We start from the raw sequence: 12,306 nt of genomic DNA, 5'->3' as shown, positions 1-12,306 counted from the left end.
TTGGATTTCAGTCGTAGTCGACGCGGTGGCAGAGGACTTCGCCCGCGCCGGCCAGCAGGCCGGGCATATCCTCGGGCAGGTGTTCGAATTCGCTCGTCCCGGATATCAGGGCATCCAGCCCTGGATCGGCGAGCAGGCGAAGCGCCAGTGAGAGCCGCCGTCGATGATCCCAGCGCGGCTGGCGATCGGGCGGCAGTTGCCCCACCTGGCTGCCCACCAGCGACAGTCGGCGCGAGTGAAACGCCTCGCCCAGCGGTACGGCCGGCCGCCGATCGCCGTACCAGCTCATTTCCACGACACGAGCCTGGTTGCCGGCCAGGCCCAGGGCGGTCACCAGTCCGGCCTCGGTTCCGCTGGCGTGGACGACCACGTCCTGCTCACCCGCGGCGCCCTCCGGCGCGGCGAATGCCACGCCCAGGGCCTCGGCCAGGGCCTGCCGCCCCGGGGCCACGTCGACCAGCGTGACTTCGGTGCCCGGCACGCGGCCGACCAGCCAGGCGACCAGGGCACCGACCACCCCGGCGCCCACCACCGTCACCCGGTCGCCGGGACCGACGCGGGCGTCCCACACGCCGTTGAGCGCCGTCTCCATATTGGCCGCCAGCACGGCCCGGTCGGCGGGTACGGCATCGGGCAGGGGCAGTACGGCGTCGGCGGGAACCACGAAGCGATCCTGATGGGGATGCAGGCAGAACACGCTGTGCCCCACGAGTCCCTCCTCGCCCGCTTCGACGCGGCCCACCGCGCAGTAGCCGTACTTCACGGGGGCGGGAAAGTCACCCTGCTGGAACGGCGCGCGCATCCGCTCATGTTCCGATTCGGGCACACGACCGTTGAAAACCAGCGACTCGGTGCCCCGGCTGATACCGGAATGCAGTGTACGAACAGCCACTTCCCGCTTCTTCGGCCGGGGCAAGGCCTCTTCGCGGATCTCGCCGCGACCGGGCGCAACGATCCAGAAGGCACGGGCGATTTCGGTCATCGATCGGGTTTCCCTTGCAATGGCACGCCAATCATCACGATAACCCAGTGAGAGCGACGTTGACGCACCGGCCCAGCGCGATGTGGCACGATGCAAGCATGAAAGGCAAAGGCATCGGGTTCGACCTGGGCGCCGGCGCGATCCTCACCGCCGGCCTGTCGGCCTGGCTGGCCGAAGCCTGGCGGGGAAACGGCTGGCCCGTCCTCGGCGGAGTGGCGGCCTACACGTTGCTTGCCGCGATCCTGGCGCACATCCGGCCGGACCGGACGCTGTCGGGTTGGGCCAACCGGGTGACCCTGCTGCGCGCCGTGATTGTCTGCTCCCTGGCCGGCGCATTGATCGAGCCGGACCTCTTTCGGGAAAGGGCCGGGGCGGTCATCGCGCTGACCCTCGCCGCCCTGGCGCTCGACGGCCTCGACGGCTGGCTGGCCCGCCGCTTCGACGAATCCAGCGCATTCGGGGCACGCTTCGATATGGAAACGGACGCCGCACTGATCCTGGTGTTGTGCGCCGCTCTATGGCTTTCCGGCCTGGCGCCGGCCTGGGTGCTGGCGATCGGCCTGATGCGCCCGGTCTTCGTCCTGGCCGGCCTGCTGCTGCCCTGGCTGTCACGCCCCCTCCCCGATCGCTTCCGCCGCAAGCTCGTGTGCGTCGTCCAGGTCGGTGCATTGCCGACGGCCCTGCTGCCTTTCCTGCCCGAAGCGCTCAGGGCGACCCTGCTTGCCGGCGCGCTGCTGGCGCTGACTATCTCCTTCGCCCTGGATACGGCCTGGCTGTTTCGTCATCGCCGGGCTTCCCAACCTACGCAATGGAGGATGCCATGAAACTCCTTTCCAAGGTCCGCACCACCCTGGCGACACTCATCCTCGCCTCGTCACTTCCCGCCCTGGCCGAAAACGCGCAGTACCGGATCGATGAAGATCATTTCTCGATCGGTTTCCTGGTCGAGCACATCGGCTATGCCGACACGCTCGGTCAGTTCCTGGAGGCGGAGGGAAGCTTCGTCTACGACGAGGCAGCCAACGAACTGCGCGAGGGCGAAGTGCTCGTGCAAGCCGACAGCGTCTTCACCAACCATGACCGTCGCGACGAGCATCTCCGCAACGATGATTTCCTGGACGCCGACGAGCACGCAACAATCCGTTTCGAAGCGACTGACTGGCAGCCCGAAGACGACGACCCCAGGCGCGGCACGCTCGAAGGAAAGCTCACCCTCCTCGGGGAAACCCGCCCCGTTTCGCTGGACGTGACCCTCAACAAGGCCGCCGAGTATCCGTTCGGCCACGGCGAATACACGCTGGGCGTGTCCGCCCGGACCACCATCCGCAGGAGCGAATGGGGCATGACCTACGGCGTCGAGCGGAACCTCGTCGGCGACGAGGTGGATCTGATTTTCGAGTTCGAGGCGATCAGGGAGTAGTGGGTCGAACCGATTGTTTGGTCAGCGGTTCGAATCGAAGCCCTAGAACTGAAAAAGCCCCGCAAAGGTGCGAGGCTTCTCCAAAATTATGGTGCCGGTGAACGGATGGCTGCGCGGCCTGCGGCCGCTTGTCCTTCGGACTGGCGCTCCGCGCCAGCGAATTCGCGCTGGCGCGCGAATCTCGAACCGATTTTGATGGTCAGCGGTTCGAATCCGTCGGTAGATACGAAAAAGCCCCGTCGAGTGACGGGGCTCCTTTCGATCTAGTGGTGCCGGTGAACGGATTCGAACCGCTGACCCACGCATTACGAATGCGTTGCTCTACCAACTGAGCTACACCGGCGCCGGCAAGCGCGGGATTATACCCATTCCGGGGTGCCTGTGTCACCCCGGTGACCGGTCGATCAGCCTGTGTTCTGCAACCCCTGGGCGATGCCGTGAACGCTGTCGATCAGGGCCAGTTCCAGGGCCTCGTCCTTCGAGCCGCCGGCGCGCCAGCGCTCGAGCAGTTCGACCTGGGTGAAGCTCATCGGGTCGACATAAGGGTTGCGCAGGAGGATCGAGCGTTTCAGCGTCGGGTCCTTGTCGAGTAGTTCGTCCTGGCCGCGGATCCGGCAGATCATCTCGCGGGTTCGGGCGAACTCCCGCTCGATGGTCGGAAAGTAGCGCTCGCCCAGCTCGCCGGCCAGCGCGGCGTAGTGGCGACCGATGCCGATGTCGGCCTTGGACATGGCCATTTCGGCATCGGAGAGCAGGTTGGAGAAAAACAGCCATTCGCGCGCCATCTCCTCGACCTGGTCGAATCCGATGTCGTCGATCAGGCGTTCCAGGCCGGTGCCCAGGCCGTACCAGCCCGGAAGCCCCTGCCTCGACTGGCCCCAGGCAAACACCCAGGGAATGGCGCGAAGGCCCGAAATGCCGGTCTTCTTGGCGCGAGACGCCGGGCGCGAGCCGATGCGCATGCGCTCGATCACGTCGATGGGCGTGGCCAGGCGAAAATACTCACCGAAGCTCTCGTCGCCGTAGACGAGCTCGCGGTAGGCGCTGCGCGAGTGGTCGGCCAGGCGCGCCATGGCGCGGCGCCAGGGCCCTTCCTCGCTGTCGGGATCGCGGTCGAGGAAGCCGGCCTTGATCACCGCGCCGGTGGTCTGTTCGAGATTGCGCACGGCGATCGTTCGCAGCCCGTACTTGCGATGGATGACCTCACCCTGTTCGGTCATGCGCAGACGACCGCCCACCGAGCCGACGGGCGCGGCCAGGACGGCGCGCGGCGTCTTGCCGCCGCCGCGCCCCACCGTGCCGCCGCGGCCGTGGAAGAACGTGACCTTCACGCCGTGCTGCTCGAAAAGCGCCAGAAGCTTGCGCTGGGCGTCCTGGAGGGACCAGCGCGAGGCGACCATGCCGCCGTCCTTGTTGGAATCGGAGTAGCCGAGCATCACCGTCTGGCGGTCGCCGCGCTGCGCGAGCAGTTCGCGCCAGACCTCCAGGGCGAGCAGGCCTTCCATCACGCCTTCGGCCGCGATCAGATCGTCGACGGTCTCGAAAAGGGGCACGATGTCCAGGCCGTTGCGGTCCACGCCGGCGGCTCGCGCCATGAACCAGGCGGCCAGGATGTCGTCGGCATTGCGGCTCATCGAGATGATCAGCGTGGTGATCGCCCGGCCGCCGAACTTGTCGTGGGCCCGGCCCGCGGCCGCCAGGAGCTTGAACACCGGATGCGTGGCGCCGGCGTCCGCACCGTCCGGAACGCCGCCCTGACCGACGGCGTCCTCGAGATAGGCGGTTCTTTCTTCAGGCGCCCGGTCGGGCCATTCGGGATCGTCGATCAGTTCGGCCACCGCCTCGTGCAAGTCGCCGGAGTCGATACGCAGGTCCAGCGCCGCCAGGTGGAAACCGAAGATATCGATCCGGCGCAGCAGGCGCTCGACGGGGAACAGGCCGGCGCGGCGGCCGCGATTGGCCTGAAGGCTCTCGGCGATGAGCTTGAGGTCCGCGGCGAATTCATCGACGTGCCCATAGGCACATTCGCTGTCGTCGACGGTGGCTTTGAGGCGGGCCTCGACCAGGCTGAGCAGAACACGGTAGGGCATCTCCGCATGGCGCGCCGGGATGGCCTCGGCCTCCTGCGGCAGGAGACGGCGGTACTCGGAGACGCGCTCGCGCACTGGTGCGCTGACTTCCACGCGCCCGTCCGTCTGGCTGAGCAGGCGATTGAGCCGGCGCACTTCTCCGAGGTAGTTGCCGATCACCTGGCGGCGCTGTTCGGTCAGCGTCTCCATCACCGTCTCGCCGGTGACGTTGGGATTGCCGTCCATGTCGCCGCCCACCCAGGAGCCGAAGCGCAGCACCGAAGGCAGGTCGCCCGGCCACAGTTCCTTGCCCCAGGCACGGGTGGCGGCTTCGGCCAGGTTCTCGTGCACGACAGGTGCGACACGGTAGAGCACGTTGGCCAGGTAGTAGTGCGCGTGCTCCGCCTCGTCTGCCACGCTGGGCCGCGTGCGCGACTGCTCGGCGGTCTGCCAGGCAATGGTCTGCTCCATGCGAACACGATCGATGAGGCGATTGGCCGCGTTCTCCGAAAGGCCCGGGTCAAGGCGCTCGACCAGGTAGCGCGCCATGCGCTGCTCTTTCTCCAGCATCGAACGGCGCGTGGCCTCGGTTGGATGCGCGGTGAACACAGGCTCAACCAGCAGATCGTCCAGGCTCGAGCGCACCTCTTCCCAATCCCTGCCCTCGTCGGCCAGCTTTTCGAACACGTCGGCCAGGGAATCCGGCTGCACATCCTCTCCCGCCGCCATGTACTCGCGCCGCCGCCGGATGCGGTGGACCTGTTCGGCCAGGTTCACCATGCGGAACCAGGCGGCAAAGGCGCGTACGAAGGCGCTGGCCTCACCGGCGTCTTCGATACGGCACTGCTCCAGCAGGCCCGAGCCGTCATCCTCGCCCACACGCCGGGCAATGGCCGCTGAACGGGACGTCTCTACGCGTTCGAACAGCGCATCGCCGCACTGCTCGCGAAGCAACTCTCCGATCATGCCGCCGAGCAGACTGACGTCGTCGCGAAGCGGCTGATGTTCGGCGGGAAAATCGATGTCCTGGCGTTTCATGGCGTGTAAGGTGCTTGTGTGGGCATGGGCCGCAATAGTAAACGCCCGGCCGGGTGAATACCCGCAATCGGCCCAAATGAGGCGCCGAAACCTACTGCGCGCGGTAGGCGCGAATGAATTCGACTTCGAGTTCGAACGGGCCGTCCCGGCCGTCGAGGATGTAGAAACCGATCCGCTCGATTTCCGACAGATCGACCGGTGGCGCATCGACGCGGCGTCCGAAGATCGTCGCCCGCAGTGCCGAGAACGGCACGCGCACCGTCTGCCAGTCGCTCTGCGTTTCGAAAGGGGCACGGCGGGAGACCCCTCGCCAGCCGACTCGTTGCCCGTCGTTGACTTCGACCTCGAAGCTGCGGCCGTTTCCCCGCACCTTCAGCTCCAGGCCCTCGAACCCGGCAAGATCGAAGGACTGGAAAGTCCGGACGGAAGTGAAGCCGCCGCCCCGGGTCACGAGAGTGCCGCTGAAGCGCAGCACGCCGCGCTCGATCTGGAAGTACCCCTTCGAACGGCCGCCCATCACACCGTCGTTGACCACGCTCCAGGAATCCGAACGCCCGCTGGTGAAATCGAACAACAAGTGAGTGTCAACCATATCGTCGGCAAATACAGGAGCGGAGAAGAGCCAGACTGCCAGCACAAGCGTGAGCTTGAATCCGCCATTCAAGGCAGGTCGCGGGGTCCAGGAAGAGCTGAGGCGCGTATACACGACCTGAGACTAGCCCAAGGGCCGTGAAGGGGCGGGTGTCAGGGATCGCCGGGTTCCGATACCGCCACGCGATCGCGCCCTTCCCGCTTGGCGCGATACAGGGCCTCATCCGCTCGTTCCAGCGCCTGCTCGAGCCGCTCGCCCTTGCTCACCCGGGTGACCCCGATACTGACGGTGACGGCTTGCGATCCGGCAAATGACTGCCGGCGCAGCTCCGCGCAGATTCTCTCCGCCAGCAACTTTGCTTCATCCAGACCCGTCTCCGGCGCCAGGATAATGAACTCCTCGCCGCCCCATCGCCCCACGACATCTACGCCGCGAACGGTATTGCCCAGGTGATGGCCCACCCCCTTCAGCACCTCGTCGCCGTGGGCGTGCCCGAAGCGATCATTGATGCTTTTGAAGTTGTCGACGTCAAGAAGCATGAGGGCCAAGGGCTGGTCGTAACGATCCGCCTGGCGCAGCAACTCGGTCGCCTTTTCCTCGCACTTGCGACGATTCCACAGCCCGGTCAGAAAGTCCAACTCGGCCTGCTTGACCTGGGTCAGATCCCTCACCACGGCGTACATGCCCGTGACCTCTCCATCGTGGCCGCGACTGGGCTGGTACTGGGCGAGGACGACCCGCTTTCCCCCTTCCTTGTAGGGGATCTCGGCCTCGTAGCTGACTTCCTCCCCTTCGAGCGCCGCATCGACGTAGGATCGAATCCGCTCGTAGGCTTGATCGCCGAGAACCTCCCACATGAACTGACCGCGGATATCGCTGGCCTTCACGCAGAACCAATCTTCGTAAGCTGCGTTGACCTCCCGGTAACGACGCTCTTTGTCGATGAAGGAAACCAGTATCGGGATGGAATCGACCAGCAGACTTCTGCGATTGACCTCCGCTTCGAAACTGGCCGCATTGAACAGCGCGGCCGCGAGAATACCGGAGGCGATTTCGAGCAACTGCACTTCATCGCTGGAAAACGCAGAAGGTCGAGAAGAGTAGACCTTCAGCACACCGTAGCATCGCTGATCATGAATCAGGGGGACCAGGATTCCCGACACGAAACCCACCTTGCGGGCGGCCTCCCGGTGCACGCGCGGGTCAGCTTCCGTGTCGTCGGTCTTGATCAGTTCACGGCTGCGAAAGCACAAGCCCGTGAGGCTTCCCTCGACCGGGAGCCTCAGACCCAGGGAGCCCTGCGCGCGGCCGGCCACCGCCCGGTAGACCATCTCGTCGTCTTCAGCTTCTTCAACCACTGCAGCATCCGCGCCGCTGATCTGCAGCGCGGCGTCGACGACCTTCTGCCTGACACGTTGCAGATCCAGCCCTCCCGTAACGATCTCTCTTTGGAGATGAACGATCAGCTCGAGATCCTGCCGTCGACGCTGCCGTTTCCGCCGCTCGGTCACGTCTCGCTGAACCGCAATGAAATGACTCGACACGCCCGAATCGTCGAAATCCGGCGTCATCGCCAGGCGCATCAGATACGCTTCGCCGCTCTTGCGGTAGAACCAGGTCTCACCCTCGTATGAACGACCGTCGGCGATGGCAGCACCGATAGATGCCACTGCATCCGGATCGGTTAGTTCACCCCGCAGGAAACCCAATTCACGGCCGAGCACCTCATCGCGCGCGTACCCCGTCATTACCTCGAATGCCCGGTTGACATAAACGATCGCAGGCGCGCCGGGACCCGGCCGGCGCTCGAAAATCGTAACGGCGCTGGGTGAGTGCTCCAGTGCGCTCACAAGCAGCCGGGGTTCCAACGACATCCCCTTCTCCGGTCCGCTAACAATTGGGCCAGATTGCACCATATGCCAGCACCATGCTCCACGACAAGCGCCGACCCTCCAACCCGGCGACCGGCAGACGAACCGGGCGGCGATAATGGGCGTAAGGACTCACAATCAAGACGTGAACCATCATGAGCCAGCACAGACCGAACACACCGGCCCTACTGATTGACGAGCAACGCTTCGAGCGAAACCTCGCGCGCCTGAATCAGCGCCTGGAGCGGCTCGGCGTGCCCCTGCGGCCGCATCTCAAGACCGTCAAGAACGTCGAACTGGCGCGCCGCATGCTCGCCGGCCAACCCGGCGGCGCTACGGTTTCCACGCTCGCCGAAGCCGACTACTTCTTTGCCGACGGCATTGCCGACCTGCTCTACGCCGTCGGCATCGCCCCGGGCAAGCTCGAAGCGGCCGCAAGGCGCATCGCCGACGGCATGCAGTTGACGCTGATCCTCGATCATCCCGACGCCGCCCGCGCCGTGGCCGATGCCGCGCAGCGGCTGGACACGAACTTCCGCGTGCTGCTCGAAGTCGACGCCGACGGGCATCGCGCGGGCTTCCAGCCCGACGACCCTGCCCTCGTCGAATCTGCCCGGATCCTGGCAAACGGCGGCGCAACACCGGCCGGCGTCATGGTTCACGCGGGCGGGTCCTATGCCTGCCGCGACCGCGACTGCCTGGTGCGTGCGGCCGAGCAAGAGCGCCTGGCCGCCGTCTCGGCCACCGAAGCGCTGCGCGAAGCGGGATTCGAAGCGCCTGTGGTCAGCGTCGGTTCCACACCGACGGCAACGTTCGCGCAAGACCTGACCGGCGTCACCGAGGTCCGCGCCGGCGTCTACGCATTCATGGACCTCGTCATGGCCGGACTGGGCGTGTGCGAACTCGACGAGATCGCCGTCTCGGTGCTGACCGAAGTCATCGGGCACCGGGGCGAGCACGGCCAGGTCCTGGTCGATGCCGGCTGGATGTCACTGTCCCGCGACGGCGGCACGGCCGACCAGGCAGTCGACCGCGGCTACGGCGTGGTCTGCGACGAAACCGGTCGGGTTCTCTGCCCGGAAGTGATCGTGTGCGCCACCAACCAGGAGCACGGCATTCTCGCCCGCCGCGACCGCGAAGCACTGAAGCTCGAGGACTTCCCGATCGGCCGCCGCCTGCGCATCCTGCCCAACCACGCCTGCGCCACCGCCGGTCAGTTCGAGCATTTCTGGTTGGCAGACCCGGAAGGCCGGCCCGTTCGGAAGCTGGAGCGTTGCCGGGGCTGGTAGCAGGCTTATCGCCAAACCGCCTGCCATTACGCTGTTTGTAGATTGCCATTCTCTTTTTAGCGCCGCAGAATTGCGGCCATGAGCACCTACCAGCCACCCCGCCAGGCGCGCGCACGCGCCACCGTCGAGCGGATTTTCGAGGCCACCGTCCGCCTGCTGGCGGACCGGCCGTTCGAAGCCCTTTCGGTCGCGGATATCGTCTCCGGAGCACACACCTCGGTCGGCGCCTTCTACAAGCGATTCTCGAGCAAGGACGCGCTGTTGCCCGTGCTGCTCGACTGGATCCACCGGCAGCAGTTCAAGGCCATCGAGTCCTTCGTCGACGAATCGAAGTGGCAGGGCATCGGCCTGTCCGGGCGGGTGGACGCATTCGTAGAGAGCCTGGTCGAGTCCTACCGGCAGCACCACCACCTGATGAAGGCCCTGGTCGCACGCCAGTACTCGACCGACAACGCACAGTCGACCGAGCAGATCGAGAGTGCGGAACGCATCCTGCACTACTACACCGCCTGGCTGCTGGCCTGCCGAGACGAAATTCGCCATCCCCGGCCGGAGGTCGCGGTGCCCATCGGATTGACCGGCCTGGTCACGCAGGCGCAGACGCGCCTGCTCTTCGGGGCGCGTTCGATCGAGCTGTCCGGCGCGGCCTTCACCCATGAACTCAAACGAGCGTTGCTCGCCTATCTCGGAGATGACGCCGATGAACCTTGCTGACCTTCTTCTTGTGGCCGTTCTGGTCGTTCTCTTTCCCGCCTGGGAGTTCTGGCGCGGACCGGTCCTGCGCGCCCGCCTCATGGCCGATCCCGCCCTCAAGGTCGCCGCCTACCGGACCACCTGCATCCAGCTCTGGAGCCTGACGCTAGTCTTGCTGGCTCTCCATGCCTCGAGCGGTCTGTCGATCGCGGCGCTGGCTGTCCGGGAAGCACCATGGTTCGGCGCACCGCTCGTCGCGGCGACCCTGGTTCCGTTGGCGCTCTACCTGGCCTGGTCCCTGCGCTCGGTCGCCGGGGATCCGGCCGTGCGAAAACAGACCGCCGAAGCCATGCAGCCGCTGGCCTGGATGCTGCCCAACGACCGTCGCGAGGCGATCTGGTTCATCGGGCCCGTTTCGCTCACGGCCGGTATCTGCGAGGAGCTGCTCTATCGGGGCTATCTGATGCAGTGGCTGGCGGGTTTCATTCCGGTGTGGGCCGCGATGCTCCTGAGCAGCGCGGTTTTCGGGCTGATGCACGCCTACCAGGGTCCGGGCGGCATCCTGCGCACCGTCGGTCTCGGGCTCGTGATGGCGGGGCTGTTCGTGCTCACCGGCAGTCTGCTCTGGCCGATCCTCCTGCACGTCGTCATCGACGCCTACGCCGGAGCGCTGTCCTGGCTCGCCATGCGCAAGGAGATCACCGCCGAGCCCGACAAGAATGGGGCGACGCCGTGCGCCACCCGCATCCGGTGACACTCAGCGCAACCCGCGCATCAACCGCAACTCGCTTGGACTGTCACCGGATACTCCCGGTAGTTGTCGGCATTGTCGAGCCAGAGCCGACCGCTACCTTCCAGGCCTTCCGAAGTGCGTTCCCACTGATCCAGGTTGGGCGTGCTGTAGTCCGACTCGCCGACGAAGATATCGAGATTGAGCTTCTCGCCCATCTGTCGGGCCGCAATCTCGACACCGCTGCCGTCGTCGACCGAAAAGATACTGATCTCGCCTTCGTGCTCGCGGCAGCGAGCAGGCAGTGTGTAAGTGGTACCGTCCAGCGTCGCGCTGACCTGGCCGTCCACCTTGTCCTCCGTGCCGTCCGAGCCACCGCAGGCAGCAAGTAGCAGCCCGGCCGAACAGGCCATGAATATCGACCGAATCGTTGTCATCCTCGTTTTCCTCTCATAGAGCGATCCCTTCACCCATACAAACGAGTTATTCGACTCAAGTACGCCGGCTCAAGGCAACCGAGCGTTGCTGAGGCATAATGCAGGCGTTTTCATCGAGGGACAGACATGGAAACGCGCCTGATCGAACTGACCCTGCCCGCCGACCGCCTGGCCGGACTTCGCGAACGCGTCGAGCAGCTCGATCCCATCGCGATCGAAAGTCTCGACAGCGACGAGGACCGCCGCGCGGTTCTCCGTGTGCTGGTCCGTCAGGGGCAGGTGGAGAGCTTTCTCGACAGGTTCGAGTCCCTCAGCGAGCGATACGACGAGATCCGCATGACCGTCTATGCCGTCGAGGCCACGCTGCCGGTTCCTCCCGAACCCGATGAGGACGACGAGGCCGGTCGAACCAGCGAGGAAGAGCGCGAGGAATCGAACAGGCTGAGCCGTATCGAATTGCACGCCAAGATCGGCCGCAATGCGAAGCTCAACGCCGAGTACCTCTGGATGGTGCTCTTCTCCTCGGTGGTCGCCGCCGTCGGCCTGGTCCAGGGCAACGTCGCGGTCATCGTGGGTGCCATGGTCATCGCCCCCCTGCTCGGCCCCAACATGGCGCTGGCCCTGGCCACCACCCTGGCCGATACCGAGCTGGGCATCCGCGCCGTGAAAACCGGCATGAGCGGCGTCGCGCTCGCCGTCGTTCTCGGCGTCATCTGCGGGTGGTACTTCAAGGTCGACCCCTCGCTGCCGGAAATCGCGATGCGCACGCGCATCAACCACCTCGACCTGATCCTCGCACTGGCCGCCGGGGGCGCCGGCGCACTGGCAACGACCAGCGGCATCGCCGGGGCACTCGTGGGCGTGATGGTTGCCGTCGCCCTCTTGCCTCCGTTGCTCGTGGCCGCGCTGCTCGCCGGCGCCGGGCATTGGCAAGGCGCGGTCGGCGCCGCCCTGCTCTACAGCACGAACATCGCCGCGGTGAACCTCGCTGCCATGACGGTCTTTCTCAGCCGCGGCCTGACGCCGAGGAAGTGGTGGGAGAAGAGCCGCGCCAAGCGCTCGGCAACCGTCTTCATGGTGCTTTGGATCGTGATCCTGGCCGCGCTCGCCGCCGGCTTCATCTACTACAACTTGCGGCTCGAAACGCCATGATCCGCAGAAATCCCCAAGGCGGCCCGCGGAAAT

General features: G+C 65.7%; 11 protein-coding genes and 1 tRNA gene. 6 read left to right on the top strand and 6 right to left on the bottom strand.

Annotated elements, in window-relative coordinates:
• Window positions 1–7: 7 nt before the first annotated feature.
• On the bottom strand, window positions 8–982 hold the full coding sequence (locus DZC52_RS12840) for a zinc-dependent alcohol dehydrogenase (RefSeq protein WP_116651546.1): 975 nt from the start codon (window positions 980–982) through the stop codon (window positions 8–10).
• Between the two features lie 98 nt (window positions 983–1,080).
• Here DZC52_RS12840 and DZC52_RS12835 point away from each other — a divergent pair, with 98 nt between their 5' ends.
• Both DZC52_RS12835 and DZC52_RS12830 read left to right on the top strand, forming a co-directional pair.
• Complete coding sequence (locus DZC52_RS12835) at window positions 1,081–1,806, top strand: CDP-alcohol phosphatidyltransferase family protein (protein WP_181918948.1); 726 nt, start codon at window positions 1,081–1,083, stop codon at window positions 1,804–1,806.
• Complete coding sequence (locus DZC52_RS12830) at window positions 1,803–2,402, top strand: YceI family protein (protein WP_116651573.1); 600 nt, start codon at window positions 1,803–1,805, stop codon at window positions 2,400–2,402. The genes DZC52_RS12835 and DZC52_RS12830 overlap by 4 nt, the downstream gene beginning before the upstream one ends.
• Window positions 2,403–2,669: 267 nt before the next feature.
• On the opposite strand, the gene DZC52_RS12825 is transcribed toward DZC52_RS12830, so the two are convergent.
• From DZC52_RS12825 to DZC52_RS12810, 4 genes are all read right to left on the bottom strand, one after another.
• Window positions 2,670–2,745, bottom strand: a tRNA-Thr gene (locus DZC52_RS12825).
• A 61-nt stretch (window positions 2,746–2,806) separates the two neighbouring features.
• Window positions 2,807–5,509: a phosphoenolpyruvate carboxylase gene (gene ppc / locus DZC52_RS12820; protein WP_116651544.1), complete on the bottom strand. Its 2,703-nt coding sequence runs from the start codon at window positions 5,507–5,509 to the stop codon at window positions 2,807–2,809.
• 91 nt (window positions 5,510–5,600) lie between these two features.
• Entirely contained in the window at window positions 5,601–6,101 is a 501-nt protein-coding gene (locus tag DZC52_RS12815) for a CIA30 family protein (RefSeq protein WP_147307705.1), read from the bottom strand.
• 152 nt (window positions 6,102–6,253) lie between these two features.
• A complete protein-coding gene (locus tag DZC52_RS12810) occupies window positions 6,254–7,969 on the bottom strand; it encodes a diguanylate cyclase (protein WP_181918947.1) in 1,716 nt (571 codons plus the stop codon).
• A 158-nt stretch (window positions 7,970–8,127) separates the two neighbouring features.
• Between DZC52_RS12810 and DZC52_RS12805 the strand changes: the two genes are divergently transcribed.
• From DZC52_RS12805 to DZC52_RS12795, 3 genes are all read left to right on the top strand, one after another.
• A complete protein-coding gene (locus DZC52_RS12805) occupies window positions 8,128–9,261 on the top strand; it encodes an alanine racemase (RefSeq protein ID WP_220338373.1) in 1,134 nt (377 codons plus the stop codon).
• 78 nt (window positions 9,262–9,339) lie between these two features.
• The gene (locus DZC52_RS12800) at window positions 9,340–9,975 is read left to right on the top strand and encodes a TetR/AcrR family transcriptional regulator (protein ID WP_116651540.1); all 636 of its coding nucleotides are present in this window, start codon (window positions 9,340–9,342) and stop codon (window positions 9,973–9,975) included.
• Complete coding sequence (locus tag DZC52_RS12795; RefSeq protein WP_181918946.1) at window positions 9,962–10,708, top strand: CPBP family intramembrane glutamic endopeptidase; 747 nt, start codon at window positions 9,962–9,964, stop codon at window positions 10,706–10,708. The genes DZC52_RS12800 and DZC52_RS12795 overlap by 14 nt, the downstream gene beginning before the upstream one ends.
• A gap of 20 nt (window positions 10,709–10,728) precedes the next feature.
• Here DZC52_RS12795 and DZC52_RS12790 read toward each other — a convergent pair whose 3' ends face one another.
• Window positions 10,729–11,121, bottom strand: coding sequence for a hypothetical protein (locus DZC52_RS12790; protein WP_147307704.1), 393 nt, complete (start codon window positions 11,119–11,121; stop codon window positions 10,729–10,731).
• Between the two features lie 126 nt (window positions 11,122–11,247).
• On the opposite strand from DZC52_RS12790, the gene DZC52_RS12785 reads away from it, so the two are divergent.
• Entirely contained in the window at window positions 11,248–12,273 is a 1,026-nt protein-coding gene (locus tag DZC52_RS12785; protein ID WP_116651537.1) for a TIGR00341 family protein, read from the top strand.
• The last annotated feature ends 33 nt before the right edge of the window (window positions 12,274–12,306 follow it).

The sequence above is a fragment of the Wenzhouxiangella sediminis genome (genome assembly GCF_003410055.1).
Taxonomy (GTDB): domain Bacteria; phylum Pseudomonadota; class Gammaproteobacteria; order Xanthomonadales; family Wenzhouxiangellaceae; genus Wenzhouxiangella; species Wenzhouxiangella sediminis.
Note: the sequence above shows the minus strand (reverse complement) of the source record. Positions and strands in the feature narration are given on the sequence as shown.

Coding starts and splice junctions, on each gene's coding strand:
- DZC52_RS12835 (WP_181918948.1), top strand. CDS start 1,081: ATGAAAGGCAAAGGCATCGGGTTCGACCTGGGCGCCGGCGCGATCCTC.
- DZC52_RS12815 (WP_147307705.1), bottom strand. CDS start 6,101: ATGGTTGACACTCACTTGTTGTTCGATTTCACCAGCGGGCGTTCGGAT.
- DZC52_RS12840 (WP_116651546.1), bottom strand. CDS start 982: ATGACCGAAATCGCCCGTGCCTTCTGGATCGTTGCGCCCGGTCGCGGC.
- DZC52_RS12790 (WP_147307704.1), bottom strand. CDS start 11,121: ATGACAACGATTCGGTCGATATTCATGGCCTGTTCGGCCGGGCTGCTA.
- DZC52_RS12805 (WP_220338373.1), top strand. CDS start 8,128: ATGAGCCAGCACAGACCGAACACACCGGCCCTACTGATTGACGAGCAA.
- ppc (WP_116651544.1), bottom strand. CDS start 5,509: ATGAAACGCCAGGACATCGATTTTCCCGCCGAACATCAGCCGCTTCGC.
- DZC52_RS12795 (WP_181918946.1), top strand. CDS start 9,962: ATGAACCTTGCTGACCTTCTTCTTGTGGCCGTTCTGGTCGTTCTCTTT.
- DZC52_RS12830 (WP_116651573.1), top strand. CDS start 1,803: ATGAAACTCCTTTCCAAGGTCCGCACCACCCTGGCGACACTCATCCTC.
- DZC52_RS12785 (WP_116651537.1), top strand. CDS start 11,248: ATGGAAACGCGCCTGATCGAACTGACCCTGCCCGCCGACCGCCTGGCC.
- DZC52_RS12800 (WP_116651540.1), top strand. CDS start 9,340: ATGAGCACCTACCAGCCACCCCGCCAGGCGCGCGCACGCGCCACCGTC.